This window comes from Shewanella sp. BJSY2023SW005, from assembly GCF_047314585.1.
Lineage (GTDB): Bacteria > Pseudomonadota > Gammaproteobacteria > Enterobacterales > Shewanellaceae > Shewanella > Shewanella algae.
Window position 1 is genome coordinate 95,935 of record NZ_JBKORJ010000065.1, and the last position, 24,596, is coordinate 120,530.

A 24,596-nucleotide genomic window follows, 5' to 3' on the forward strand; every position below is an offset into this window, starting at 1 on the left:
GAATACAAGCACTAAATACAAGTTGTTAACGCCTGGGGCTCTTGCCAGGGTGATAACACTGCATTCCTTGCTATGAAGCTATTTAGGCGCTGCGGTTTCCTTGCTTGAGCTGTTTCATAAACTGCATAAAGTGAGGCCGAAACTCATCGAAGAGTGGATTTTTACGTTGCTCCAGCATCACTTCACTGAAGAGTTTAAGGCCAACGGCAAAGGCGGCAGCCTGATCTTCATCGAAGTCCTGTCGCTGTTTGATTTTGTCCACTATGGCAAAGATATCGTCGTGATTGCCGACTTCGAATTTGAGCGCCTGTTGATAGCTTGATGGCATACCGTTTTGATCTTCGAGATGCTCGACACTGATACTGTATTTGTGTTGTTTCATTGAGGACTCCATTGACTAGAAGCCGCCGCGCGGCAGCGGCGTGGATATGAACCGGGACAGCATTGCAAAAGCGCTGCGAATAAACACTTTAACTGTCAGGGAGCTCTCAAGGATAAGGGATTTGCCTAAATTTACATGCCAGAGTGCCAGCAGCGGCCGGGCCGCGTGACATAGATTTCCCGGCAGCGGCTCTGAAACCGTTCAGGCAACAATGCTGGCAAGCATTGGCTTGGTGAGCCTGCCGGGATAGGTGCTGCCTATCTGTTTTTCATCAGGGTATCGTAGAGGCGCTTGGTGCAGGCAAAGTTGGGGCCTACGTCTTCCCGGGTGCCGTCTGAGCCGTGATCGTTATCCAGACGCCAACTGAACATGCCCCGCAAGCCATTGTGAATGGCGAACTCAGTCCACTGCTCAACTTGTTCGAGCGGAGTTTGTACCCGGGAGTTTTCACTGCAGACTCCACCCATCAATATCTCGGCTTTTAAACCGGCATCGAGCCAAACCGCAGCATCGCGGGCGGTATTGATGGAGGAGTAGTCCTGCATTTCCACCGCATCGACATTATCGTTAAAGGCCTGGATCGCTCCCTCTCCGTAGAGGTAACTCGGCCCTTCCCCGGGCCAGGGGACTGAAACGGCAATTCCGAGACCGGCGGCACGAAACTCAGGCCCCAACTGAGTGACGAATTCGGCCACTTGCTTCATCGCCTCTCTTTCTTCGGCGTCTATGTTTATCCCTGTGTAGTGATTGTCCTTGAGCCAGGAGACAATATTGCGGGTCGAGAGATTGTTGTCACTCTTGTTACTGGCAACGCTTGCCTGTATGCCTTCACTGCCAATTCCGGCATAAAGCTCGATACCCGGCGCTTGAGAGAGCAGCTGATCTTTGATGGCATCGGCATATTTGCCACTCATTTCAATACAGTAACCACCAGAGTGAATTGCCGACAACTGGCCGAATGCCAGGCTGTAGCGACTGGCAAGGTGCAGTGGGACCAGGTTGTTGACCAGATTATTCAGGCCAACAGGATTCCAGGTATCGTACCAGGTAGCGATTTCAAAACCTTGGCTTATTTGTGAGTTCATAGGGTGTCCTCCATGACATGGCTGAAGTGGCGATAACCTTGGGCTTCCTTGTCCTTGTGGTGCTGTCGGTTGCCGGGGATATGCCGGGTCACAAATCTATAGTCGATGCTGTCCATTTAAGCAATCTGGTCCAGCCTGTAAGCCTTGCTTGTCAGTATCTGTGTCAGTTCATGGACTTACACAAAAAGACCCGGCCAAATGGCCGGGTCTGTCATTGATAGCTGCGTGAGTCAAGTGAGATCAGAAGGGGGCGTCGATATCCACCACATTGATCAGCTTGTGGTTGACGAACTCTTTCAGGCCTAAGTCGATCAATTCGCGGCCATAGCCGGAGCGGCGGATACCGCCAAAGGGCAGATCGGCCTTGACCATGGTGGGGTGGTTGACAAACATCATCCCGGTAGAGACTTGTTTGGCTACCGCCAGACCGCGTTGTTTGTCGGCGGTGAATACCGAACCACCGAGGCCGAAGGGAGAGTCGTTGGCAATGGCAATCGCTTCCTGTTCATCTTTGGCCTTGAGGATCATGGAGACAGGGCCAAAGAACTCCCAGTAGTAAGCCGGGTTGTCCGGGTTGACATTGGTGAGTATGGTCGGCTGCACAAAGGCGCCTTGCTCCGGCACTTTGGGGCCGACTTCGGTAGCCGTGGCACCATGCTCAACCGCTTCACGAATTTTCTGCTTCACTTCATCTGCTGCGCCCTGGGATGACAGTGGGGCCAGGGTAGTATTCGGATCCATGGGGTCGCCGGCTTTAAGCTTGGCCACACCTTGGGTATAGCCTTCCATAAACTTGTCATAGATGGCTTCCACCAGGATCATTCGCTTGGATGAAACACAAACCTGACCCGCATTCCAGTGACGGCCGAACACCGCCCAATCTATGGTTTTCTCGAGTTCGGCATCTTCCAGCACGATAAAGGCATCAGAGCCGCCCAGCTCCAGGGTGGATTTTTTCAGCGCCTTGCCGGCCTGGGATGCGATAACGGCGCCGGCACCTTCAGAGCCGGTCAGGGCCACGCCATGCACCTTGGGTGAGTTAATGATCTGTTCGATTTGATCCCGGGTGGCATACAGGTTTTGGAAGGCGCCCTGCGGCAGCCCGGCATCACGCATCAGGCTCTCAAAGGCGGCGGCGCACTGAGGCACATTGGAGGCGTGTTTCAGCAGCAGGGTATTACCGGCTGAAAGCTGTGGTGCCAGGATCCTGGCAATCTGGTAGTAGGGGAAGTTCCATGGCTCAATGGCCAACAATACCCCCAGAGGTTCATTGACTAAAAGGGCTTCCCCTTCGGCGGGATCGGCCACCGGCAGTTTCTGCGGTGCCAGCAGTCTCTCGGCATGCTCTGCATAGTATTCGAGGATTTGTGCCGACAATTCTACTTCGGCCTCCGCCTCTCCAATGACTTTACCCATCTCCAGAGTCAGCAGCTCTGCATAGCGGCGCTTGCTGTCTCTGAGCAGGGCTGCAGCCCGATTGAGTATTTCAGCCTTGGTGGCGAAGGGCGTATTGCGCCAGCTCAAGAAGGCCTGGTGGGCCGATTCAATCGCCTCGGTGACTTGGACGTCAGTGGCGTTGGGGAATTCTTTGATGAGCTCTCCCGAGAAGGGATTGATCGTTGCATATGCCATGTGTTCCTCCCAGCGTTGCAAGTAATAGGGTATTGATGCCAACTCCTGGCATCGGGTGAAAATGTTTGGATTTATCGTGGATTCCGGCCCTCAGAGGCGAGTGGCTGGAAATAAAGCTCAAACCTTTCTACTCCTTAAATGGCGATAGTTGTGTGATGAGTGTCACGCAAATCCCCGGGGTTCCGCCGGCCGGTGATTTTTAATCCTTTTTTGTTAGGTCTTTGTTTTTAAAAAACTTAAAAACATCTTTGACTAACAAAAATGTAACCTTGGGCCTTGCTGTTATTTAAAGAAGGCTGCAAACCAACTCGCGGAGGGTTTGCAGCTCTGGCTGTTGTCAGTCCTGGCGGCGATAGCGCTCGGCCATGGCGTTGGCGGCTATCATCGCCTGATAGACATCATCGGCGCTGATAGCCATAGGCATATTGCCCATGGTATCGCCTTCGGCGCAGGCGATTTCGGCGACCTTGCGCCACTCTTCTTCGCAAAAGTGCTTCAGCCCCATATCTGCCAGAGTCAGCGGCAATCCCGCGGTTTTAATGATGCGGACAACATTGTCTATTTCACTCTGTGGAGCGTTTTCCAGCACCAGTTGGGTCAAGAGGCCAAAGACCACCTTCTCGCCATGTTGGGCGCCATGCAGCTCGGCAACCGCTGACATACCATTGTTGACCGCATGCGCTGCCGCAAGGCCACCGGCTTCGGCGCCGACACCGCTTAAATAGATGGTTGCCTCTATGGTTTGCTCAAGCGCCGGGGTGACTATCTTGTTGTTTACCGCATCCATTGCGGCGGCAACGTTTTCACTCAGCAATTGATAGCACAGCTGCGCCAGTCCAAGGCCGGTACGCGAGGGCTTTTTCAACACCAGGTTAACGCCATCGGCCTGATAACAGGCCCTGGCTTCAAAGTAGGTGGCCAGGGCATCGCCTATACCCGCGGCAAAGAAACGCGCCGGTGCTGCGGCGATGATGCTGGTGTCGGCAATCACGGCATCCGGATTCTGTGGCAGGAATAGATAGCGTTCAAACTCACCCGCTTCGGTATAAATCACTGACAGAGCCGTACAGGGCGCATCGGTTGACGCTATGGTGGGGTAGAGAACGACGGGGTGCTTAAGGTGAAAGGCAACGGCCTTGGCGGCATCCAGTGTCTTACCGCCGCCGACACCCACTATTACGTTGGCATGAGCCTGCTCAGCCAGGGCGGCAAGCCGCTGGATCTCGGCTTCACTGCACTCGTAGTTGAATTTTTCCAGTTGGTTACTGATGTCATTTTGCTCAAGACCCGCCAGGGCTTCATCCTCAAGCCTGCCGAGAATAAACTCATCGGCAATAATAAAAGCATTGTCGCCGAAGTCATGCACATATTCGTGCATTTGCGACAATAAGCCTTTGCCAATAATGAACTTTTTGGGAGATGTGACGGTACGTGGAACTGCTGTGCTCATATGGCCTCCATTACATTCAGACTCGGATCCTTGTTCAAAGAGACTCTATCACAGCCAAGATTTAAAGCTATGGCGCAACTGTCTGGTTTTTGTTGTGTTGGTGGCAATAAAAACTGGCTTTTGGTTTGAATGGCTAATTGAATAACTGGGATTTTTCTTTTATCTGGTGAGTCTGTGGCGCCAGTGGTCAAGTCCTTGGCGGGCAAGGGGAGAGCGGCGGCAAGTTGGTTGCAGCCACCGTCTTTTGCAGGAATGACGTTCGGCCGCTATCCATTTCCTTTAGGAGGGGATTGACGGCATTGGTTCAGCAGGGTTTGCAAGTGGCCACCGAGCTGCTGATCCTTGATATCAGTGCCGTTTTTCAGTAGCTGTTCGACATCTGCCAAAGCCTTGTCTATTCCCTGGGATTCGATAAGTGTGCTGACATAGGCGGCGAGATCCGCTCCCTTATTCAGCAGTGCGGCTGCGTTTTCAAAACTGAAGCCCTGCTCCAGTAATTGCTGAATTTGGCCGAGCAGCTCGCTGACCCTGGCGGGCTCGGCCAATACGCCATCGACCTGGATCAGCTCACCAAGCGGATCGCGGCTGAGCTTTTCAGCGACGCAGGCGGTTACCGAGCTGACCTCGGCGCTGCGATTGATGGCATCCAGACCTTGAGAGCGGATCTGCTCAATGGCTTGTTGCAACTCTTGATCTTTGGCGAGCCACTGCTGCTCCAGTTGCGCCTTTTCATCTGCGGCAAACCAGCCGCAGCCGGAGAGTGTGCCAAGGGCCAGGGCCGAAAGCATCCAGAGAGCGGTTTTGGGGTTAGGGAAATACTTGCCTAAGGTGTTGGCTAGCTTCATCCACAGGACTCCTGAAAAGATTCTCAGAGTTCACAGTATCCGCCATCAGCCTTAAGCCGGGCTGAACAGCTTCGAGTCCTTGATACGGTTTGCGCGAACGCAGGCTCGGCAGTGAGGTCAAAAAGATAGACAGGGAGCCTTGGCTCCCTGCCTTAAAGATTAAAGCCCGGCGAACGTAAAGGGCTTGGCCGTGACAAAGTCCGGCAGCGCGTTACCTGAGTAAATGCTGTTGTTGTTGATGGTCAGCTTTTTCACATCTTGCTGTTTATTGAAGTCGATGCCCTTCATATCGACCCAGAAGGTGTTGGGGGTTAAGGCGGTTTCAAAGTAATACACCCGATTTTTATGATCCGAGACCGAGCGCCAACGGGTCGAAGAGATATTCGGTTCAGTCTCGGAAGCTATACCGAAAGGCACAGAGGCGTTACGAATGACGCTGAAGGCGCCGGCAACCGCCACCCGGGTATTGGCTGTCTTGGGAATGGCATCCATATAGAAAGAGGCCCTGACAAACCGGTCGGCGGCGCGGTTGGTTCCCGGCAACATGGTAAAGCCGCCAATCTGTTGCCAATACTGGTTCAGTGCCAGTTGCTGCTCGAAGATGGGGGAGTTGGTCATGACCCGGTACTTTTGGTCGTGATGGATCACCAGCTTGCCGTCTATGTACTCGAATATGGCACTGTCACCTGCGGCATCGGAAATCGACAGATGCAGGGTGGCAAAGCGTTGGGTACCGGGAATATTGGCGGAAACTACTACAAAAGGTTCGGCTCTCAGTGCATCGACGGCTTCGGCGACTGTGGCAAAGTTATCCAGCACATATTGCACCCAGGCGGCGACCGACAAGCCTTTTCGTTTACCCTGGTACTCGGGATAACTCGCCTCTGCCAGCCATAACAGATTGGCCACCAGGCCCTTCTCGTTCATGCCGTCGGTGCTGGAGATATCAAAGGCGCTGGTGACCAGGCTGCCGTAGCGTGAGGTCCAGGTGACTGAGTTGTCGCCGACCGCCCCATGGCGCTGCATGCCGCGGGGAAACAGCCACAGGCTCGCCGGGATTTCGTCGCGCCAGTCCATGGAGCGGGTGGTGATCACCAACTGCTCTTCGCCGTGATAGACGGCGCGGGTGCAGGCCTGCGCCGTAGTGCCGATAACCAGCATGAAGGCGCTGCTGATTAAGGTGATGAGTTTCCGATTCATAGTGACTTCCCTGTTTGATTGCTAAAGAGAGTTAAGTTGAACGCGTACTGGCAAACCGGGTTGTTAATTCTGGCGGTTATCTCAAGTGAAACAGCGCCTCCAAACCTGGGTTTTCTGTGTCTTGCCCCGGATGATACAGGTAGCAGCTGATGCGGGCATAGTTATCCAGATCGCCGCGCCACAGGCAGCTGGCTTCAATATCCCGCTCTCGTTGCTGAAAACGGATCCTAAGCACCTTGGCATCGCCGTTCAGCACCGGCTCTATGGCTGCTGTTCCTTGAATGCTTAAGCCTTCTATCTCCCGGCGCACCTTAAGTTCGCCGCCCTGCTCATAAATGCTCATCTTGCCCGTGTAGCTGGCATCTGAGTCAATGGCTTTGCCAACCAGCTGATAATGGCCCTGCAGATACTGCTTAAAAAGCTCATCTACTTCGGCAAATGCCGCAGGCGCCAGGCAGAGGGAAAACAAGGGGAAAAACAATAGTGCCAAACGGCGAATAAACGGGTTATTCATTGACCTTCCTTAGATTTGTATATCTATAGCTTGGTGCATCTTTGCTGCCGCTCTGGCAGTCTTTTTTACTGTTTCAGAGCCTTGTTGTGGTTGAAGTCGGCAGCGGCACGTATCAGTGCCTTGAAAGCCGTTTCATCCAAGGATTGGCCCTCGGTAATATCTATGGCTCTACGCTGTTTGCCCTCAAGACCTGCATTAAACAGCTTGTGGGGATCCGGCAGCGAAGCGCCATTGGCAAATGTCAGTTTCAATTTGGCTTTGTATGACTCGCCGGTACAGAGTATGCCTTGGCTTGACCATACAGGTACGCCGGACGGGTTCGTTGGCTTTACCCATTTGCACTCTTCAACTACCTCGGGAATAGCTGCCTTGATAAGTTCGCGGATATGGCCAAGCATCTCGGCGCGCCAGCCGCCCAGGGCGGCAATCTTGTGGTCGATAGAAACACTACCGTCGGTTTGCTGCAATTTTTTGTCCATTTGTGTTCTCCCTGGCTCGCTTGCGAGTGCGAGCCTGACTCTGTGTTATCTGGCAGCAGGATAGACCAAGATGGACAAAGCTGCTCCAGCGAACGTCAACTCAATGGTCACTGCCCAGCAGTCTTGCAATCGCCTGCTGCGCCGCCGGTGCGCACTTGATGATACCTGCCATGTCTATCCAGTCCAGGCTTTCTATCTCGGCGGCGGTAATGATGTCGCCACTAAAGCCCGCGCTGAAACAATGCCTGGTCAGCTCAGTGTTCTCGAAGCCGAAGGCCTTATCCGTGATGCTGAACCTGTGGCAAATGGTGTCTTGCTGCAGATCTATGCTGAGCTCTTCCTTCAACTCCCGAGTCAGGGCTTGTTCAAGGGTTTCACCCGGTTCAGGTTTGCCGCCGGGAATAAAGTACTTATCTTTGCCCTTGGATTTGACACACAAGACTTTACCGTCTTTTTCATGTAGCCAGGCTACACTTTGCAATTGTTTCATGGGGTTCCTTGTTTACAACTAAAACCAAATCAATAACTGCCAGACTTTCCCCAGCAGACTCGGGAAGAGTCGCGGCAGTAACAGCGCCGTCAGGGCAAATACTGCCAGTGTCAGCCACCAACCCTGGCTGCCGATAAAGGCTTGGCCGTTGCTCCACAGGGCCAGATGTTTATTGGTTGCCAACCAAAGCAGCGCCGCGGTCGGCACGGCAAACACCAGAGCGGCCAGTTGCCCCATGAGTAGGCCAACAAGCCAACCGGAGTGGCTCTTGCTGCGCGCAGTTGATGACCCTTTGCCTCTGTTTCTATTTCGTGAGCTATGTTTCATGGGCGATGCTTTATTGACCGTGTGCTATGGATCGGTTTTATGGGCAGTTCATGCTCTCTATCTTTGCTCTTTATATGAGAGCAAGTGCTGTGGTGATTGCCCCTTTGATGTCTTTGGGGCGGCAAAATACTGCTGCGGTTGGATCAGTTTAACCCCTAACATATTGGCCAAATACTGCTCCAGAAACACCTTGTGACTGGCACCGACTATCACCAGCACCCGGCCTCCAGGGTTAGCTGCCACCACGCGCATAATGTGGGAGCTCATGTTGAGATTGCGTATCTCCCAAAGGGCAACCCGGGAGAGCGCCGCATCCTGGGTTAAATCTTTATCGATAAACAGGCTCCACTCCTGGTCAATGACGGCCCTCTGGTACTCCTGGCTGTTTAGCCAGGAAAAGAGCGGTAACCAGTTGCCTGTCTCAAGCGCCTCTGTCTTTAGCCTTTGCGGCTTGTTGATATAGTCGCTTTTGGCCAAAGCGGCGGCATGAGGCGACTGATTGTAAGACTCAAGCAGCCGCGCTTCGATGGGGCGGTAGAGATCTTTATCCAGATGATCATCTATCGGATAAATGCGCTTGAGCTTCAGTGCCATGGCCAGGTTATTGCCAAGGGTGTTTTTCTCGTTATTGCTCGCGGCAAGTTGCTCCAGATAGTGCTGCAACTCGGTGGAAATCGTTGGGCTTGCCGCGGTTTTGTCCAAATAATGCCAGTGCAGCAGGGCTACCTCTTTGTGATAGGCGGCAACGGCCAACTTGATGAGCCTTGCTCGCTGCACAGGTTCAAGGCTTGTCTCGTCCAATAAGGGCTCCAGACTCTCAAGCGCCTTTTGCGCCGAGAGCCGCAACTCCTGCTGCTCCTTTATCGCCAGCGCCAGAAATCTTTGTCCCACAAAATGATCCAACACAGTCTGATACTCGCCTGAGCCGTTGATCATGGTGGCGATATCCTGTGGCCGCAGTGACTCTACCGCTATGGCCGTAGGCTGGTAACGGGAGAGTGGCTCGAGGATCGAGGACAGAGAGCGGCTGTCCAATTGCTGTTTGATATTGCTCAGGTGCAGGCTGCCAAGCACCATCACCTGGGTTTGCAGCTTACTCTTGGCACTGAGTTGTTGCAGTGCACTCTTTGTACTCTCTGTGCCTAAAGCGGCAGCTTCTGTGGCGGTTGCATGAACTTGGGCAATACTCGATGCCGCCAGGCAGGCAAGAAGAAGCAGTACTTTGGTGGCCAAATTGAGTCTCCAAATTATGATTGTTTTTTTTACCCTATATCCGTGTTGGATACGACCGGCATCGGACTAAGGGGCTTTGCAACATCGGCTGGGCAGTATTTTGGGGTTTCACTAAGAGGGGAGAGAGCCCGACTTTCCCTGTCGCATGCAGCTGCCTGATGTCACAGGCAGAGAATCGAGCCTTAGTCGTAGCATCCAAGCTCTAAAGTATAAAAGCGTTAGCCGCTCTTGACTGGCGTCAGATTCGCGTCAAGCCATCCATTGCCAATGCCGTTTCAGGTTAATGGATAGCCACTGTGTATACAAGAGGGGATACAAGAGGATATAAAAACTGTGGATGCTGGTGGGACAGAACAGTGAACCTATAAGACTCAGTTAGTGCATTTATTTTCTAAGCGCAGGTGGAACTTTGCCCCTCCGAGGCATGGAGAGTAACGCATCGCGTTGGCTACGAACGAGATGCATGGACGCCGAGCTGGCTCATACCCGGGGAAGTGTATGGCCGAGACATAGCCTCGAGGGATAATGAGCCAGCTCACCCTCCTTGGTTTGTGCTCGAAAGCACCTTGCTATGCACTTTGCTATGCAACTCGCGCCGCGTCACAGATGTGCCTGTGCGAAAATTTGCGGCAGGTAATGAGAAAATCCACCGCTGTAAGCCCTGCAAGTGTTGGTGGGGGGATTGTCCCTGTTAACTGAATACAAAAACACCCGCAACGGCGGGTGTTTGGGATATCACTTCTCTGTGAGGGCAAAGGGTCTGATTTACAGTGCCATCTCTGGCACATGTTCGGGGACGATAAGCTTGCCGGCGGTTTTGGCAACTATCTCCTCGACACTCACACCAGGCGCTCGCTCCAGCAGGTGGAAGGCGCCGTCCTTGATTTCGATAAAGGCCAGGTCTGTCAGTACCCGCTTGATGCAGCCGTAACCTGTGAGCGGTAACTCACATTTGCTCAGCAGTTTGGAGTTGCCGTGTTTGTCGGCGTGCATCATGGTGACTATGATATTGTCGGCGCCGGCCACCAAGTCCATGGCGCCGCCCATGCCTTTAACCAGCTTGCCGGGGATCATCCATGAGGCGATAGAGCCTTCGACATCCACCTCGAACGCGCCCAGTACCGTGAGATCCACATGCCCGCCACGGATCATGGCGAAGCTCTCGGCGCTGGAGAAGAAAGACGCGCCCTTGACGGCGGTAACGGTTTGCTTGCCGGCGTTGATCAGATCCGGATCTATAGTGTCTTCGGTGGGGAATTCACCCATGCCCAAGAGGCCGTTTTCCGATTGCAGCATCACCTGCATGCCCTCGGGGATATAGTTGGCCACCAGAGTCGGGATACCTATCCCCAGGTTGACGTAGTAACCGTCTTTGAGTTCCTTGGCGACGCGTTGGGCCAGTTGTTCTCTTGAAAGTGCCATTTTGCTCTCCTGCCCTTATGCCTGTTTGACTGTGCGCTGTTCGATACGCTTCTCGAACACACCCTTGATGACGCGATCCACATAGATGCCCGGGGTGTGGATATGATCCGGGTCCAGCTCACCCGGCTCGACTATCTCTTCCACTTCCACCACTGTTATCTTGCCGGCGGTGGCCATCATGGGGTTGAAGTTGGCGGCTGTCTTGCGAAATACCAGGTTACCCATGGTATCGGCCTTCCAGGCGCGGATCAGCGCGAAGTCGGCGGTCAGTGCCTCTTCCAGCACATAGTGGCGGCCATTGATTTCGCGGGTCTCTTTGCCATCGGCCACCGGGGTGCCGTAGCCGGTGGCGGTAAAGAAGGCGGGGATCCCGGCGCCGCCGGCGCGGATCTTCTCCGCCAGAGTGCCTTGCGGGGTAAGGATCACATTGAGCTCGCCGCTGAGCATCTGCCGCTCAAAGGTGGCGTTTTCACCCACATAGGAGGCGATCATTGTGCTTATCTGCTTATGTTGCAGCAGCAGCCCCAGCCCGAAGTCGTCCACCCCGGCGTTATTGGAGATGGCGGTCAGGCCGCTAACGCTCAGTTTGACCATTTGATTGATAAGGCCTTCGGGAATGCCGCAAAGGCCAAAACCGCCCACCATGACTGTCATATCATTGGTGAGACCTGCGAGCGCTTCGTCGTAGCTGCCGACGACTTTATTGAGTCCTGCCATAGTGATGTCCTTGCTGTTTATTATCTGTCGTTATACTGCTTATCTGTTGTGCCACCTGGAGGCCTTAAGCTCCCAGGGCTCTGGCTACTTTTGAACCGGTTTGCCGTCCAAGCTGCTGGCTTATCTGCCGTCCGGCCTGGGCCAGTTTGTTGAGATCTATGCCTGTGTCTATACCCATACCATGCAGCATGTAGACAAGATCTTCACTGGCCAGATTACCGGATGCGCCTTTGGCATAGGGGCAGCCACCGAGTCCGGCGACCGAGGTATCTATTACACTGACGCCGGTTTCCAGGCAGGCGAGAATGTTGGCCAGCGCCTGACCGTAGGTATCATGGAAGTGTAGCGCCAAGCGCTCTACCGGCACGCGCTCGGCCACGGTTTCCAACATTTTGCGGGCCTTGAGCGGTGTACCTACGCCTATAGTGTCGCCGAGGGATATCTCATAGCAGCCCAATTGATGCAGAATGTCGGCGACCCGAGCCACTTCTGCCGGGGCGATTTCACCATCATAGGGGCAACCCAGTACGCAGGAAACATAGCCACGAACCCGAATGCCTTGCTCCTTGGCCCGGCTCAGCAGGGGCTCGAAGCGGGCGATGGACTCTTCGATGGAGCAGTTGATGTTCTTCTGGCTGAAGCCTTCGGAGGCGGCGGCAAATACCGCCACTTCATCGGCGCCGGCATCCAGCGCCAACTCCAGGCCCTTGAGATTGGGAGTCAGGGCGCTGTAGCAGACGCCAGCGCGGCGTGAAATGCCGCGTAGCACCTCGCCCGAGTCTGCCATTTGCGGCACCCACTTGGGTGACACAAAGCTGGCGGCTTCGATGCGCTTCACCCCGGCATCGGCCAAGGCTTCAATCAGGGCTATCTTGGCCTGAGTGCTGACCGAGGTTTCATTTTGCAGGCCGTCTCTTGGGCCCACTTCAAACAGGCTTACCTTGGGAGGCAGCATTTTTAAGCCTCCTTGAGTTGTTCGCTGAGCTCCAGCAACTGGGCGCCATCGCTGACTAGTTCGCCGGGCTGGAAGAAAAACTCACTCACAGTGCCATCGAAAGGCGCGGCTATGGTGTATTCCATCTTCATCGCTTCCATCACCATCAGCCCTTGGCCGGCCTTAACGCTGTCGCCCACAGCCACCAGATGGGTGACTATGGTGCCATTCATCGGCGCCTTGAGCAGATCGGCGTGGTTGGCCTGCTCCTCTTCCAGCTCATTCTGAATGGCGCGAAAATGACAGGCGCTAAGCTCGCCGGAGCGGCCAAGTAGGGTAAAGTCCATGCCCTGGCGGCTGATTCGCTGGCTGCTGATATGCCCATCGACCACACAGCGAAGCGTGTCACCACCGGCTTCATCTGTGCTCAGCTCGCCTTCGATAACCAGGGTTTGGCCATCCAGTGTCAGTTGCCAGCTATCGGCCTTGGCCAGCTCAGTCAGCTGCAGGTGATGAATATGGTGTTCATCGTCCATCAGGGCAATATCGTGGCGCTTGGCGCTGTTGAGTCTAAAGCCACTGGCGCTGCCCCAGGGCGAGGAAGGGTCCTGACTGTTTGCCTGTTTGGCCCGGGAGTCGCGTTTGCGCCACAGCATTTCATACAGGGCGGCTTTGGCCAGCAGTGGCAAGGGCAGGGCGCTGTCTTTCGCTTGAGGCAGCAGCTGTGCTTGATAACGCTCAATAAAATCTGTGCTGAAGTCGGCGCCGGCAAAGGCCGGGTGAGCGGCGATTTTACCCAGGAAACCGATATTGTGTTTCAGGCCGGTGAGCTGGAACTCATCCAGAGCCCTTTGCAGGCGCTGCAGCGCTCTTGGGCGTGACTCATCCCAAACAATCAGCTTGGCTATCATGGGATCGTAGAAGTTGGAGATTTCATCGCCTTCACGGACCCCTGAGTCGATACGCACATGGCGCGATGGTTTGGGCTCGCGCAGGAAGTTGAGCTTGCCGCTGGCGGGCAGGAAGTCGTTATCCGGATCTTCGGCATAAATTCGCACTTCAAAGGCATGGCCATTAATGGCAACTTGCTCCTGAGTGAGGGGCAGAGGCTCTCCGGCGGCGACCAGCAGTTGCCAGTGCACCAGATCTGTCTCTGTCACCAGCTCGGTAACAGGATGCTCTACCTGCAAACGGGTATTCATCTCCATAAAGAAGAAGCTGCCGTCTTCCTCTGTGGCATGGGTGTCCAGCAGAAACTCGACCGTGCCTGCGCCCACATAGTCGATGGCGCGGGCGGCCGCCACGGCGGCTTCACCCATGCGGCGACGCAGGGCGTCGCTGAGGCCGGGGGCCGGCGCTTCTTCCACCACTTTTTGGTGGCGGCGCTGAATCGAGCAGTCCCTGTCTGACAGATAGATGGCATTGCCCTGGGTGTCGGCAAATACCTGCACTTCCACATGGCGCGGCTGCTCCAGGTAACGCTCCATCAACAGCTTGTCATTGCCAAAACTGGAGGCGGCTTCACGGCGGGCCGAGTCGATGGCCGACTTGACTTCCGTGAGGCTGCGGACAATCCGCATTCCCTTGCCGCCGCCACCGAAGGCGGCCTTGATCAGCAGCGGGAAACCAATTTTTTCGGCTTCACTGAACAGCAGCTCATCGCTCTGGTCATCACCGTGATAGCCGGGCACCAGCGGCACTCCGGCGCGGCCCATGATGAGTTTGGCCGCGCTCTTGCTGCCCATGGCTTCTATGGAATCGGCCTTGGGGCCGATAAAGGCGATATTGGCCCGTTCACAGGCGGCGGCAAAAGCGGCGTTTTCCGACAGAAAACCATAACCCGGGTGGATCGCCTCGGCGCCACAGGCCTTGGCGATATCGATAATGGCATCGCCCTTGAGGTAGGAGTCGGCCGGCGCCGCCCCCCCCAGATAAAAGGCTTCATCGGCCATGGCCACGTGGGCGGCATGGCGATCGGCATCCGAGAACAGTGCGACAGTGCGCACACCCAATGACCTGGCGGTACGTATGATGCGACAGGCAATTTCGCCGCGGTTGGCAATCAGAATCTTGTTGAACATCTTACATCCTTCCTTAGTCACGGCGCTCTGGCGGGTTCGAGCTATTGCCTGGATTGCAACTGGAGTTGTTGGCCGGGTTGTTACTTGTGCCTTGCCAGTTCGGCGGGCGTTTTTCGAAAAAGGCGTTCAGCCCTTCCTGGCCTTCAGCAGACACCCGGATCCGGGCGATGGCCTCGCCGGTGAGCGCCAGCGTCTGTTCATCTATCAGTCCGTGGCGGATATCGCTTATCAGCTGTTTGCACCAGTTGAGCGCCTGCGGACTGTTGCCTAGCAGCGACTCGATATGGGGCGCGGCGGCGGCCTCGAGATCGTCTGCTACCTGATGCACCAGTTGTAAAGTCATGGCGGCTTCGGCATCGAAACGCTCTGCGGTCAACATATAACGTCTCGCCTGACGCTCGCCCATGGCGCGGCGCACATAGGGGCTGATAACCGCCGGGATCAGGCCAAGCTTCACCTCGGACAGGCAAAAGCTGGCCTTGGGCGTCGCAATGGCGATATCGCAGCAACACACCAGCCCCAGCGCCCCACCAAAGGCCGCGCCCTGCACCAGGGCCAACGACGGCTTGGGGAATTGATCCAGAGTGGCCATCAACCGGGCCAACTCGGCGGCGTCTTTGAGGTTGTCGTCAAAGTCCATCGCCGCCTGTTTGCGCATCCAGTTCAGGTCGGCGCCGGCGCTGAAATGTTTGCCGTTGGCTTTCAGCAGCAGCACCCGGCAGGCGGGATCCCGGGCCAGGGACTCCAGCGCATGAATGAGCTCGGCAATCATCACCTCATCGAAGGCGTTGGCCAGCTGAGGGCGATTCATCACCAGGGATGAAACGCCGCGGGAGTCGGTGGTTAAGGTCAGATATTGATAATCCATTCCGGCCTCCATTACATGCGGAACACGCCGAAACGTGTGTCCTCTATGGGCGCATTCAGCGCCGCCGACAATGCCAGGCCGACCACATCCCGGGTCTGGGCCGGGTCGATAATGCCGTCGTCCCACAAACGGGCGCTGGCATGGTAGGGGTGCCCCTCTTTATCGTATTGGGCTATCACCGGAGCCTTGAAGGCGGCTTCTTCCTCGGCGCTCATGGTCTGCCCCTTGCGGGCCAGGCCGTCTTTACGCACTGTGGCCAGCACTCCGGCGGCTTGTTCGCCCCCCATGACTGAGATGCGGGCGTTGGGCCACATCCACATCATGGTGGGTTCAAAGGCGCGACCGCACATGCCGTAGTTACCGGCGCCGTAGGAACCGCCGATGATCACGGTAAACTTGGGCACAGTGGCGCAGGATACAGCGGTCACCATCTTGGCGCCGTGTTTGGCTATGCCTTCATGCTCATATTTCTTGCCGACCATAAAGCCGGTGATGTTTTGCAAAAACAGCAGCGGGATCTTGCGCTGGCAGCAAAGCTCGATGAAGTGCGCGCCTTTTTGCGCCGACTCGGAAAACAGAATGCCGTTGTTGGCCACTATGCCTACCGGGTAGCCATGAATACGGGCAAAACCGCACACCAGAGTGGCACCGTAACCGGCCTTGAACTCGTCGAAGTCCGAGTCATCGACGATGCGGGCAATCACTTCTTTGACATCGAAGGGCTTTTTCAAGTCGGTGCCGACTATGCCGTAGAGCTCATGAATATCGTACTTGGGTGGCTTTACCTGGCTCAGAGTCTGGGCAATCTGTTTTTGGTGATTGAGGCGGGAGACGGCATTGCGGGCCAACTCCAGCGCGTGGTCGTCGTTTTGCGCCAGATGATCGGCCACACCGCTTATCTTGGTGTGTACCTCGGCGCCGCCGAGCTCTTCGGCACTGACCTCTTCACCCGTGGCGGCTTTCACCAGCGGCGGGCCGGCCAAAAAGATGGTGCCCTGTTCACGGACAATAATCGATTCATCGGCCATCGCCGGCACATAGGCGCCACCTGCGGTACACAGGCCCATGACCACGGCGATTTGCGGGATCCCTTTGGAGGACATGCGGGCCTGATTGAAGAAGATACGGCCGAAGTGATCCCTGTCCGGGAACACTTCATCCTGGCGTGGCAGGTTGGCACCGCCCGAGTCCACCAGATAGATGCAGGGCAGGTGACAGCGCTCGGCTATCTCCTGAGCCCGCAGGTGTTTTTTCACCGTCAGCGGGTAGTAAGTGCCACCTTTGACCGTGGCGTCGTTGGCGATAATCATGCACTCGACTCCGCTGACCCGGCCGATCCCGGCTATGATGCCGGCGGCAGGCACTTCTTCGTCATAGACTTCGAAGGCAGCGAACTGGCTCAGTTCCAGAAATGGCGAGCCGGGATCCAGAAGTTTCTCTACCCGGGTGCGCGGCGCCAGTTTACCGCGAGACAGATGGCGCTCCATGGCCACAGGGCCACCGCCTTCGACTATCTTGTTGAGCTTTTGTTGGACATCGACCACCAGGTGGGACATGGCGGCTTGTTTTTCCCTGAATTCATCGCTGCGGGCGTTGATTCTACTGCTGATTTGAGGCACGGCTTGTCATCCTTTTCGACTGAATGGGGGAGCGTGAAGGGCCGCTTGAACGGCCCAGGCATTCGCCATTACTTGGTTTCGTTGAACAGCTCGCGGCCGATGAGCATGCGGCGGATTTCCGAAGTGCCGGCGCCGATTTCATAGAGCTTGGCATCGCGCAGCAGGCGACCTGTAGCGTATTCGTTGATATAGCCGTTGCCGCCCAGTAACTGAATGGCGTCCAGTGCCATCTTGGTGGCGAGCTCGGCGCTGTAGAGAATGGCACCGGCGGCATCTTTACGTGTGGTTTCGCCGCGATCGCAGGACTTGGCGACGTTATAGATATAGGACTTGGCGGCATTCATGCCTGTGTACATGTCGGCCAGTTTGCCCTGCACCAGTTGGAATTCGCCGATGGATTTGCCGAACTGCACCCGCTCGTGCATATAGGGCATCACTATGTCCATGCAGGCGGTCATTATCCCAAGAGGGCCGCCGCTGAGCACCACCCGCTCGTAATCCAGGCCGCTCATCAGTACCTTTACACCCTGGTTGAGGCCGCCGAGAATATTTTCTTCCGGGACTTCGCAGTCTTCGAATACCAGTTCACAGGTGTTGGAGCCGCGCATTCCCAGCTTGTCGAGCTTCTGCGCCTGGGAGAAGCCTTTGAAGCCGCGCTCGACGATAAAGGCGGTAATCCCGTGCGGGCCCTTGTCCAAGTCGGTTTTGGCGTAAATCACATAGGTGTGGGCATCCGGGCCATTGGTGATCCACATTTTATTGCCGTTGAGAATGTAACGGTCGCCTTCCTTGCGGGCATGCAGCTTCATGGAAACCACGTCCGAACCTGCGTTGGGTTCACTCATCGCCAGTGCGCCTATATGCTCGCCGTTGACCAGTTTGGGCAGGTATTTTTCCTTCTGGGCCTGATTGCCGTTGCGGTTGATCTGGTTGACGCACAGGTTGGAGTGGGCGCCGTAGGATAAACCTATGGACGCCGAAGCGCGGGATATCTCTTCCATGGCCACTACGTGCGCCAGATAACCCATGTTGGCACCGCCGAACTCTTCTGGGACTGTTATCCCAAGCAGCCCCATGTCGCCGAACTGAGGCCAAAGCTCGTTGGGGAAGGCGTTGTCCTGATCCACCTTGGCGGCAATGGGGGCGATTTCATTGGCGGCGAAACCGTTGACTGCATCCCGCAGCATATCGATTTCTTCACCGAGTCCAAAGTTGAGGCTTGAGTAGAGAGAGTTCATTGGCTTGATGTCCTGTAAGTTAATATTTTTATTTTATTATTATGGTGTTTGGTCAATGGCTCAGGCTTTTTCCTGCTCCATGTCATCCAGCGCCTGACGGCACTGAAGTTCGGCAGAATTGAGTTCCATCAACACCACCTTGATATCGTCCATCTGCTGTTGCAGTGAGGTTTTCTTCTCTTCGATCAGGGCCAACATGGTATTGAGCTGTGCATGGCTGCTCTTGTCGGCATCGTAGAGTTCAAACAGTCGGCGGGTTTCCGCTAGGGAAAAGCCCAGACGCTTGCCGCGCAGAATAAGTTTCAGTCTGACTCTGTCCTTGAGACTGTAGATACGGGTCTGACCACGACGCCTGGGTTTGAGCAGTCCCTGATCTTCATAGAAGCGGATGCTGCGGGTGGTGATATCAAATTCCTTTGACAGATCACTGATGGAGTAAGTGGTTTGTGGATTGTGGTTTGCGCTCATCGATAACACCATAAAATGGAACTTGTTTGGCAAGATATATGAAGTTTACGTAAAGGTAAAGTTTGTTGTGGCATTTTGCGAACTGTGAGGTGTCAATCCCTGCTGCCATCGGCCTTTGCCCGTATTGAAACACTCGTTTCAGTTGGCTGTTCATTTATCTCACAGCAGCAGATAGCAATGCATGCTGCCCTTCGCTATGCCTATGTTTGCATTCCAATCGTTTTGAAGGCCGGAGCGGATAAACAGCAAAATGCCCTGAGGCCAAAAGGCGCAGTTAGAGCAGGGTTTTAGGCTAACGTCTAATTGGGGAAAGGGCCAAAAAAGACTATTAATTGTCCCAGGAAGGAAGGGAACGCAGTGCCGTCGCAGAACGGCGTCCTTTGGGAGGACAGATAATGATAGATCCGGGTTTAGCCCTGCATAAGGCGTCACTCGAGGACAAGACACAGTTTTGGGGCGAGTGTGCCCGTGCCATAGATTGGCAACAGCCCTGGGAGCAGGTGCTGGATGAGAGTGAGGCGCCATTTTACCGCTGGTTTCGCGGTGGCATGCTCAACACCTGCTACAACGCGGTGGATAGGCATGTGGCCGCAGGGCGTGGCGAACAGATCGCCATTCAATATGTCAGCCCGGTAACAGATACCGAGTATGGCATCAGCTATAACGAATTGCAGCAGCAGGTGAGCCGCCTGGCGGGCTGGATGCAATCTGTCGGTATCAATAAGGGCGATAGAGTCGTTATCTATATGCCCATGGTGCCGGAAACCGTGTTTGCCATGCTGGCCTGTGCCCGAATAGGCGCGATACATTCAGTGGTGTTCGGCGGCTTTGCCGCCAATGAGTTGGCAACCCGGATCAACGATGCCAAACCCAGACTGGTGTTGTCTGCCTCCTGCGGTATAGAACCCTCAGGCGTTGTGCCTTATAAGCCATTGCTGGACAAGGCGCTGGAACTGTCCGAGCACAAGGTGGAAAATTGCCTTATTCTCGGCCGCAGTCAGTATCAGGCCGAGTTACAACCCGGGCGGGATCATGACTGGCAGAATGCCATCTGTCAGGCGAGCCCGGCCGATTGTGTGGCGCTCGAAGCCACTCATCCCCTGTATATTCTCTACACCTCCGGCACCACAGGGCAGCCAAAAGGTGTGGTGCGCGACAATGGCGGCCACGCCGTGGCTCTGGCCTGGTCGATGAAGGCTATTTACGACATAGACGCAGGCGATGTCTTCTGGGCAGCCTCGGATGTGGGGTGGGTAGTGGGTCACTCCTATATTGTCTACGCACCGCTGCTGGTAGGCGCCACCACCTTGCTGTTTGAAGGCAAACCTGTGGGCACCCCGGATCCCGGCACTTTCTGGCGCACCATATCCAAGTACAAGGTCAAGAGTTTCTTCACCGCACCGACTGCGATTCGTGCCATCAAACGTGAGGACCCGGAGGCAAGCTATGTAGCTCAAAGCGATCTCTCTTGCCTGAAAAATGTGTTTCTGGCCGGCGAACGTTGTGATCCGGATACCCTCAACTGGGCGGCCGAGAAGTTGGCCAAGCCAGTAATAGATCACTGGTGGCAAACCGAAACAGGATGGGCGATTGCCGCCAACCTGATGGGGGTTGCCCCTATTCAGGTCAAAGCCGGGTCACCGGCCAGAGCCGTGCCCGGTTATCAGGTGGAAGTATTGGACGAAATGGGTGAGCAGGTGGCTCCCGGGCAGTCGGGCAATGTGGTGATCAAATTGCCTCTGCCGCCTGGAACCCTGACCACGCTGTGGCAAAACGATAAGCGCTACCATGACAGCTATCTGGCCATGTATCCCGGCTATTATCTCACCGGAGATGCCGGCTATATGGATGAAGAGGGCTATCTTTACATCATGAGTCGCATCGATGACATCATTAATGTGGCCGGTCACAGATTATCGACCGGACGTTTTGAAGAGGTGCTTTGTCAGCATCCGGCAGTGGCTGAAGCAGCGGTTATCGGTGTGGAAGATAAGCTCAAGGGCCAGGTGCCGCTGGGGTTGGTGGTGCTCAAGATGGGTAATACCCTGAGCGAAGAGCAGCTACACAAGGAGCTGGTGGCTCTGGTGCGCCAGGAAATAGGCCCGGTGGCGGCATTCCGTTTGGTGAGCGCCGTGCCCAAGTTGCCCAAGACCCGCTCCGGCAAGATACTGCGTGGCACCATGCGTAAAATTGCCGACAACCAGGAGTTCAAGGCGCCGGCAACCATAGAGGATCCCGCTACTCTGGATCTGGTACGCACCGCGCTGACCCGCATGGGTTATGCCGATTCTCTGGTGAAAGAGCACGCCTGAGGTTGACTTTCTCCTTTTGCGCCTGCCGTCGGCAGGCGTTTTTTTAGTTGTTTTCATGTTGCAAAGGCGCGCATCTTACACTTTGCCCTTTTAGTCGGCCTTTGCTAAGATGCCGCTGCTCCGTTTGGAACACTCTTAAAGTTTAAGCTTATCATTCCGGCCGCAGGGACGACCCTGCAAGCGCCTTATCTATTACCGGGGACGACCCCTTTTTAAAAAGGGAAGGGTCCATGAACTGGATACTCTTAATCCTCGCTGGTTTGTTCGAAATCGGTTGGGCCATAGGCCTTAAATATACCCAGGGCTTTACCAAGTTAACTCCGAGTCTGTTGACCTTGGGCGCCATGGCCATCAGTGTCGGTTTGCTTGGGCTGGCGACCAAGTCATTGCCAATAGGCACGGCTTACGGTGTTTGGGTTGGCATAGGTGCCATGGGCACGGCATTGGTGGGTATCTGGCTGTTCGGCGAGAGCGCCAGCCTGATGAAAATCGGCAGTTTACTGTTGATTTTTATTGGTGTCTTGGGGCTGAAACTGGCCAGCTGAACCCGGAGGTTTGCCTGTTAATCGTGTTTTTCAAACAAGGTTATCGCCAAGGGTGACTGGTAATTAACTTTCGTTAATCAGTATAATTAATCCACTCAAGGCCGGCTGTTTGCTCACAAAATGGCCGGCTCCTCTGCTACCCGTGGAATTAACAACAATGCAAACCCACAAGCATCTTTCTGACATCGGGGTCATAGGCCTGGGTGTTATGGGCAAGAATCTCGCTCTCAATATCATAGATAACGGCTATCGGGTCGCGGCGTTCGATCTGGACAGTCGCAAAGTGACAGCTGCCGAAAACCAGGCCAAGGTGGAAGTGACCGAGAGGGAACAATTGCTGTTTGGCTGTAATAATCTTACTGATTTGATGGCAAATTTAGCAACACCGCGCATCCTGCTGTTGTCCATTCCGGCCGGTACGGCGGTTGACGCCGTATGCCAATCCCTGCTCGATGCCGGGATTGAGCGCGAGGATATAGTCATAGACACGGGCAATAGCCTGTGGACAGACACCATAGCGCGGGAGCAGAGCTATCGCGATCAGTTTATCTTCTTCAGCTCAGCCGTATCCGGCGGTGAGGTGGGGGCCAGATTCGGGCCCTCGCTGATGCCAAGTGGTGACATCAAGGCCTGGGAGCGGGTTGCTCCCATTTGGCGGGCGATAGCTGCCAAGGTGGATGGTGACACCGGATTGCCGCTGGAGCGATTCGAGCCCGGCAACCCGGTTACCCAAGGGGAGCCCTGCACGGCTTACATAGGCCCGGCCGGTAGCGGTCACTATGTGAAGATGGTGCACAACGGCATTGAATATGCCGACATGCAGTTGATTTGCGAGGCTTATCATTTGCTAAGCCAAGTGCTGGGCCTTGATGCCTACGCCATTGCCCAGGTATTCGAGCGCTGGAATACAGGTGTGCTCTCCAGTTATCTGATGGAAATCAGCGCCGAGGTCTTGCGGCAACAGGACCCATTGAGCGGCAAGCCTCTGGTTGAGATGATCCTCGATAAGGCGGGGCAGAAGGGAACAGGCCTGTGGACGGCTGTCAGCAGCCTGCAGATAGGTTGCCCGGCGCCCACTATCGCGGAAGCGGTTTATGCCCGCGCCATCAGCACTCAAAAGGTTCTGCGCCAGAGTTTGGCCAGCAAGTTGGCTGGTCCCGAAGCGCGAGACACTCAATCGGCGGCCTCGGACGAGCAACAAAGCTTTATTGATGGCCTGGAGAGTGCACTCTATTGCGCCAAGGTGAGCTGTTATGCCCAGGGGTTCCAGTTGATGGCGATGCAGGCTCAGGAGCAGGGATGGCAGTTGGATTTTGCCGCCATCGCCAGGATCTGGCGCGCCGGCTGTATTATTCGCGCCAGATTCCTGCAATCCATAGCCGCAGCCTACGACAGCGAGCCGGAATTGGCCAATTTGCTGTTGGCCGATGGCTTTGCTTCAACGCTTTCGGCGCGCCAGCAGGCATGGCGGCAAACGGTTGCCAAGGCGGTACTTGCTGGTGTGCCTGTGCCCTGCATCTCATCGGCGCTTTCTTACTACGACAGTTATCGCAGTGAGACGCTGCCGGCCAATCTGTTGCAGGGACAACGGGACTTTTTCGGAGCGCATAGTTTTGAGCGCATAGACCAAGCTGCCAACGAGCATTATCACCTGGATTGGAGTGACCCCAAGCGGCCGCTGATTAAGCTGGATTGAGGTAAAACCGGGTCGGGCAGAACATAATCGCCGGGCAACAAAAAGGCTTCCAACTGCATGGCAGTGGAAGCCTTTGTTATTGCTTCCCTGGGTTAAATGGTAAACACCAAGCCTAAGCTGAACAGGGCACTGAACATCATGGTCAGTTTGGCTGTACGTCCCAGCAGGGGATTCAGCGCCGCGCCCGATACTTGCGTGAAATCGCTGGACAGCCTGCGGGCCATCAGCAGCGCGAGGCCGGTCAGCAGCACAGGCAGCCCAGGCAGCAAACCCAGCAGGAAGCCTGCGATAATCAGGCCGAAGGGTAAGTAAACCAACGCCTGATACAGCACCTTGGACTGGGCCTCACCTATGCGTACCGCCAAAGTGCGCTTGCCGGCTTTCTCGTCGGTATAGATATCACGGGTGTTGTTAACCAGGCAGATGGCGGCATTGAGCAGGCCCACGGCGCTACCCAAAATCCAGGCTGCGGTGCTGGTATCACCGGCCTGCAGGTAGTAACTGCCGACAACGGCTACCAAGCCAAAGAAGATAAAGGCCGCCACTTCGCCAAGGCCGTGTGAGGCCAGCGGGTATGGGCCGCCGCTGTAACCCAGGGCACCCATAATGGAAGCCGCCGCCAGGATGGCAATCGGCCAGCCTCCGTGCCAAATGAGGAAAGACCCCACTACCAATGCCAGCAAGAGGCAAAAAATCATCGCGTTGCGTACTTTCTGCGGATCGAGCAAGCCACTCTGGGTGACCCTTATCGGCCCCAGTCGCTCCTCGGTATCTATACCGTTTTTAAAATCAAAATAGTCATTGGCCAGATTAACTGCAATCTGCAGTAACAGGGCACAGACCATGGACGCCACTGCAATGGCCCAACTGAAGCTCTCCAGTTGCAGAGCCAGTATGTTGCCTATCAGCAAGGGTCCTATCGCCGCAGGCAAGGTGCGCGGCCGTGAGGCTAAAATCCAGGGGTTCATCTTGTCCTTTCTTCAGAGTTAAAGACGGAAAAACAAGCTAAGGATACCAATTTTCCACTTGAAAGTTAGCACAATCGGATAAATGCATTTA

23 protein-coding genes are annotated in these 24,596 nt (G+C 55.3%); 3 read left to right on the plus strand and 20 right to left on the minus strand.

All coding sequences use genetic code 11. From position 1 onward, the window contains the following. Positions 1-82: 82 nt before the first annotated feature. The 19 genes from ACMHXI_RS21025 to ACMHXI_RS21115 all read right to left on the minus strand — a co-directional run bounded on the left by ACMHXI_RS21025 (position 83) and on the right by ACMHXI_RS21115 (position 18,984). A complete protein-coding gene (locus ACMHXI_RS21025; RefSeq protein WP_025009408.1) occupies positions 83-382 on the minus strand; it encodes a DUF3861 domain-containing protein in 300 nt (99 codons plus the stop codon). A 257-nt stretch (positions 383-639) separates the two neighbouring features. Next, positions 640-1,467 carry a hypothetical protein gene (locus tag ACMHXI_RS21030; protein WP_413736043.1) on the minus strand — a complete coding sequence of 276 codons (828 nt, stop codon included), beginning with the start codon at positions 1,465-1,467 and terminating at the stop codon, positions 640-642. Positions 1,468-1,707: 240 nt separating this feature from the next. Continuing rightward, on the minus strand, positions 1,708-3,099 hold the full coding sequence (locus ACMHXI_RS21035; RefSeq protein ID WP_208223459.1) for an NAD-dependent succinate-semialdehyde dehydrogenase: 1,392 nt from the start codon (positions 3,097-3,099) through the stop codon (positions 1,708-1,710). 337 nt (positions 3,100-3,436) lie between these two features. Further along, a complete protein-coding gene (locus ACMHXI_RS21040) occupies positions 3,437-4,549 on the minus strand; it encodes a glycerol dehydrogenase (protein WP_335900761.1) in 1,113 nt (370 codons plus the stop codon). Positions 4,550-4,815: 266 nt separating this feature from the next. Continuing rightward, on the minus strand, positions 4,816-5,394 hold the full coding sequence (locus ACMHXI_RS21045) for a hypothetical protein (RefSeq protein ID WP_313906573.1): 579 nt from the start codon (positions 5,392-5,394) through the stop codon (positions 4,816-4,818). Between the two features lie 159 nt (positions 5,395-5,553). Continuing rightward, complete coding sequence (locus ACMHXI_RS21050) at positions 5,554-6,594, minus strand: linear amide C-N hydrolase (protein ID WP_413736045.1); 1,041 nt, start codon at positions 6,592-6,594, stop codon at positions 5,554-5,556. Positions 6,595-6,670: 76 nt separating this feature from the next. After that, positions 6,671-7,108: a hypothetical protein gene (locus ACMHXI_RS21055; protein ID WP_109248497.1), complete on the minus strand. Its 438-nt coding sequence runs from the start codon at positions 7,106-7,108 to the stop codon at positions 6,671-6,673. Between the two features lie 65 nt (positions 7,109-7,173). Continuing rightward, positions 7,174-7,587, minus strand: a complete 414-nt coding sequence (locus ACMHXI_RS21060) for a DUF1801 domain-containing protein (RefSeq protein ID WP_044734032.1) — start codon at positions 7,585-7,587, stop codon at positions 7,174-7,176. Between the two features lie 100 nt (positions 7,588-7,687). Further along, the gene (locus tag ACMHXI_RS21065; RefSeq protein ID WP_221052701.1) at positions 7,688-8,077 is read right to left on the minus strand and encodes an NUDIX hydrolase; all 390 of its coding nucleotides are present in this window, start codon (positions 8,075-8,077) and stop codon (positions 7,688-7,690) included. A gap of 18 nt (positions 8,078-8,095) precedes the next feature. Next, positions 8,096-8,404 (minus strand): hypothetical protein, encoded by a 309-nt coding sequence (locus ACMHXI_RS21070; RefSeq protein WP_345850455.1) that lies wholly within the window; start codon positions 8,402-8,404, stop codon positions 8,096-8,098. A gap of 57 nt (positions 8,405-8,461) precedes the next feature. Further along, entirely contained in the window at positions 8,462-9,637 is a 1,176-nt protein-coding gene (locus ACMHXI_RS21075; protein ID WP_221052702.1) for a DUF5694 domain-containing protein, read from the minus strand. A gap of 765 nt (positions 9,638-10,402) precedes the next feature. Further along, positions 10,403-11,059: a CoA transferase subunit B gene (locus ACMHXI_RS21080; RefSeq protein ID WP_025009400.1), complete on the minus strand. Its 657-nt coding sequence runs from the start codon at positions 11,057-11,059 to the stop codon at positions 10,403-10,405. 15 nt (positions 11,060-11,074) lie between these two features. Next, entirely contained in the window at positions 11,075-11,776 is a 702-nt protein-coding gene (locus tag ACMHXI_RS21085; RefSeq protein WP_208183252.1) for a CoA transferase subunit A, read from the minus strand. A 64-nt stretch (positions 11,777-11,840) separates the two neighbouring features. Next, positions 11,841-12,731, minus strand: coding sequence for a hydroxymethylglutaryl-CoA lyase (locus ACMHXI_RS21090; protein ID WP_208125677.1), 891 nt, complete (start codon positions 12,729-12,731; stop codon positions 11,841-11,843). 2 nt (positions 12,732-12,733) lie between these two features. Next, positions 12,734-14,791: a biotin carboxylase N-terminal domain-containing protein gene (locus ACMHXI_RS21095; RefSeq protein ID WP_413736049.1), complete on the minus strand. Its 2,058-nt coding sequence runs from the start codon at positions 14,789-14,791 to the stop codon at positions 12,734-12,736. 13 nt (positions 14,792-14,804) lie between these two features. Continuing rightward, positions 14,805-15,659 carry an enoyl-CoA hydratase-related protein gene (locus ACMHXI_RS21100; RefSeq protein ID WP_243891856.1) on the minus strand — a complete coding sequence of 285 codons (855 nt, stop codon included), beginning with the start codon at positions 15,657-15,659 and terminating at the stop codon, positions 14,805-14,807. A gap of 11 nt (positions 15,660-15,670) precedes the next feature. Beyond that, a complete protein-coding gene (locus ACMHXI_RS21105; protein ID WP_107005715.1) occupies positions 15,671-17,278 on the minus strand; it encodes a carboxyl transferase domain-containing protein in 1,608 nt (535 codons plus the stop codon). Between the two features lie 68 nt (positions 17,279-17,346). Then, a complete protein-coding gene (locus ACMHXI_RS21110) occupies positions 17,347-18,516 on the minus strand; it encodes an isovaleryl-CoA dehydrogenase (protein WP_025009396.1) in 1,170 nt (389 codons plus the stop codon). 60 nt (positions 18,517-18,576) lie between these two features. After that, positions 18,577-18,984: a MerR family transcriptional regulator gene (locus ACMHXI_RS21115; RefSeq protein WP_025009395.1), complete on the minus strand. Its 408-nt coding sequence runs from the start codon at positions 18,982-18,984 to the stop codon at positions 18,577-18,579. Between the two features lie 395 nt (positions 18,985-19,379). On the opposite strand from ACMHXI_RS21115, the gene ACMHXI_RS21120 reads away from it, so the two are divergent. The 3 genes from ACMHXI_RS21120 (at position 19,380) to gndA (ending at position 23,537) form a co-directional block, all read left to right on the plus strand. Next, on the plus strand, positions 19,380-21,296 hold the full coding sequence (locus ACMHXI_RS21120) for a propionyl-CoA synthetase (protein ID WP_208184532.1): 1,917 nt from the start codon (positions 19,380-19,382) through the stop codon (positions 21,294-21,296). Between the two features lie 230 nt (positions 21,297-21,526). After that, on the plus strand, positions 21,527-21,841 hold the full coding sequence (gene sugE, locus ACMHXI_RS21125; protein WP_025889847.1) for a quaternary ammonium compound efflux SMR transporter SugE: 315 nt from the start codon (positions 21,527-21,529) through the stop codon (positions 21,839-21,841). Positions 21,842-21,998: 157 nt separating this feature from the next. Next, on the plus strand, positions 21,999-23,537 hold the full coding sequence (gene gndA, locus ACMHXI_RS21130) for an NADP-dependent phosphogluconate dehydrogenase (protein WP_413736053.1): 1,539 nt from the start codon (positions 21,999-22,001) through the stop codon (positions 23,535-23,537). A gap of 92 nt (positions 23,538-23,629) precedes the next feature. Here the strand turns inward: gndA and ACMHXI_RS21135 are convergent, their stop codons facing one another. Then, on the minus strand, positions 23,630-24,505 hold the full coding sequence (locus tag ACMHXI_RS21135) for a 1,4-dihydroxy-2-naphthoate polyprenyltransferase (RefSeq protein WP_025009392.1): 876 nt from the start codon (positions 24,503-24,505) through the stop codon (positions 23,630-23,632). Between the last annotated feature and the right edge of the window lie 91 nt (positions 24,506-24,596).

Coding starts and splice junctions, on each gene's coding strand:
- ACMHXI_RS21110 (WP_025009396.1), bottom strand. CDS start 18,516: ATGAACTCTCTCTACTCAAGCCTCAACTTTGGACTCGGTGAAGAAATC.
- ACMHXI_RS21055 (WP_109248497.1), bottom strand. CDS start 7,108: ATGAATAACCCGTTTATTCGCCGTTTGGCACTATTGTTTTTCCCCTTG.
- ACMHXI_RS21095 (WP_413736049.1), bottom strand. CDS start 14,791: ATGTTCAACAAGATTCTGATTGCCAACCGCGGCGAAATTGCCTGTCGC.
- ACMHXI_RS21030 (WP_413736043.1), bottom strand. CDS start 1,467: ATGAACTCACAAATAAGCCAAGGTTTTGAAATCGCTACCTGGTACGAT.
- gndA (WP_413736053.1), top strand. CDS start 21,999: ATGCAAACCCACAAGCATCTTTCTGACATCGGGGTCATAGGCCTGGGT.
- ACMHXI_RS21070 (WP_345850455.1), bottom strand. CDS start 8,404: ATGAAACATAGCTCACGAAATAGAAACAGAGGCAAAGGGTCATCAACT.
- ACMHXI_RS21050 (WP_413736045.1), bottom strand. CDS start 6,594: ATGAATCGGAAACTCATCACCTTAATCAGCAGCGCCTTCATGCTGGTT.
- ACMHXI_RS21025 (WP_025009408.1), bottom strand. CDS start 382: ATGAAACAACACAAATACAGTATCAGTGTCGAGCATCTCGAAGATCAA.
- ACMHXI_RS21080 (WP_025009400.1), bottom strand. CDS start 11,059: ATGGCACTTTCAAGAGAACAACTGGCCCAACGCGTCGCCAAGGAACTC.
- ACMHXI_RS21120 (WP_208184532.1), top strand. CDS start 19,380: ATGATAGATCCGGGTTTAGCCCTGCATAAGGCGTCACTCGAGGACAAG.
- ACMHXI_RS21115 (WP_025009395.1), bottom strand. CDS start 18,984: ATGAGCGCAAACCACAATCCACAAACCACTTACTCCATCAGTGATCTG.
- ACMHXI_RS21040 (WP_335900761.1), bottom strand. CDS start 4,549: ATGAGCACAGCAGTTCCACGTACCGTCACATCTCCCAAAAAGTTCATT.
- ACMHXI_RS21045 (WP_313906573.1), bottom strand. CDS start 5,394: ATGAAGCTAGCCAACACCTTAGGCAAGTATTTCCCTAACCCCAAAACC.
- ACMHXI_RS21060 (WP_044734032.1), bottom strand. CDS start 7,587: ATGGACAAAAAATTGCAGCAAACCGACGGTAGTGTTTCTATCGACCAC.
- sugE (WP_025889847.1), top strand. CDS start 21,527: ATGAACTGGATACTCTTAATCCTCGCTGGTTTGTTCGAAATCGGTTGG.
- ACMHXI_RS21065 (WP_221052701.1), bottom strand. CDS start 8,077: ATGAAACAATTGCAAAGTGTAGCCTGGCTACATGAAAAAGACGGTAAA.
- ACMHXI_RS21135 (WP_025009392.1), bottom strand. CDS start 24,505: ATGAACCCCTGGATTTTAGCCTCACGGCCGCGCACCTTGCCTGCGGCG.
- ACMHXI_RS21100 (WP_243891856.1), bottom strand. CDS start 15,659: ATGGATTATCAATATCTGACCTTAACCACCGACTCCCGCGGCGTTTCA.
- ACMHXI_RS21090 (WP_208125677.1), bottom strand. CDS start 12,731: ATGCTGCCTCCCAAGGTAAGCCTGTTTGAAGTGGGCCCAAGAGACGGC.
- ACMHXI_RS21085 (WP_208183252.1), bottom strand. CDS start 11,776: ATGGCAGGACTCAATAAAGTCGTCGGCAGCTACGACGAAGCGCTCGCA.
- ACMHXI_RS21035 (WP_208223459.1), bottom strand. CDS start 3,099: ATGGCATATGCAACGATCAATCCCTTCTCGGGAGAGCTCATCAAAGAA.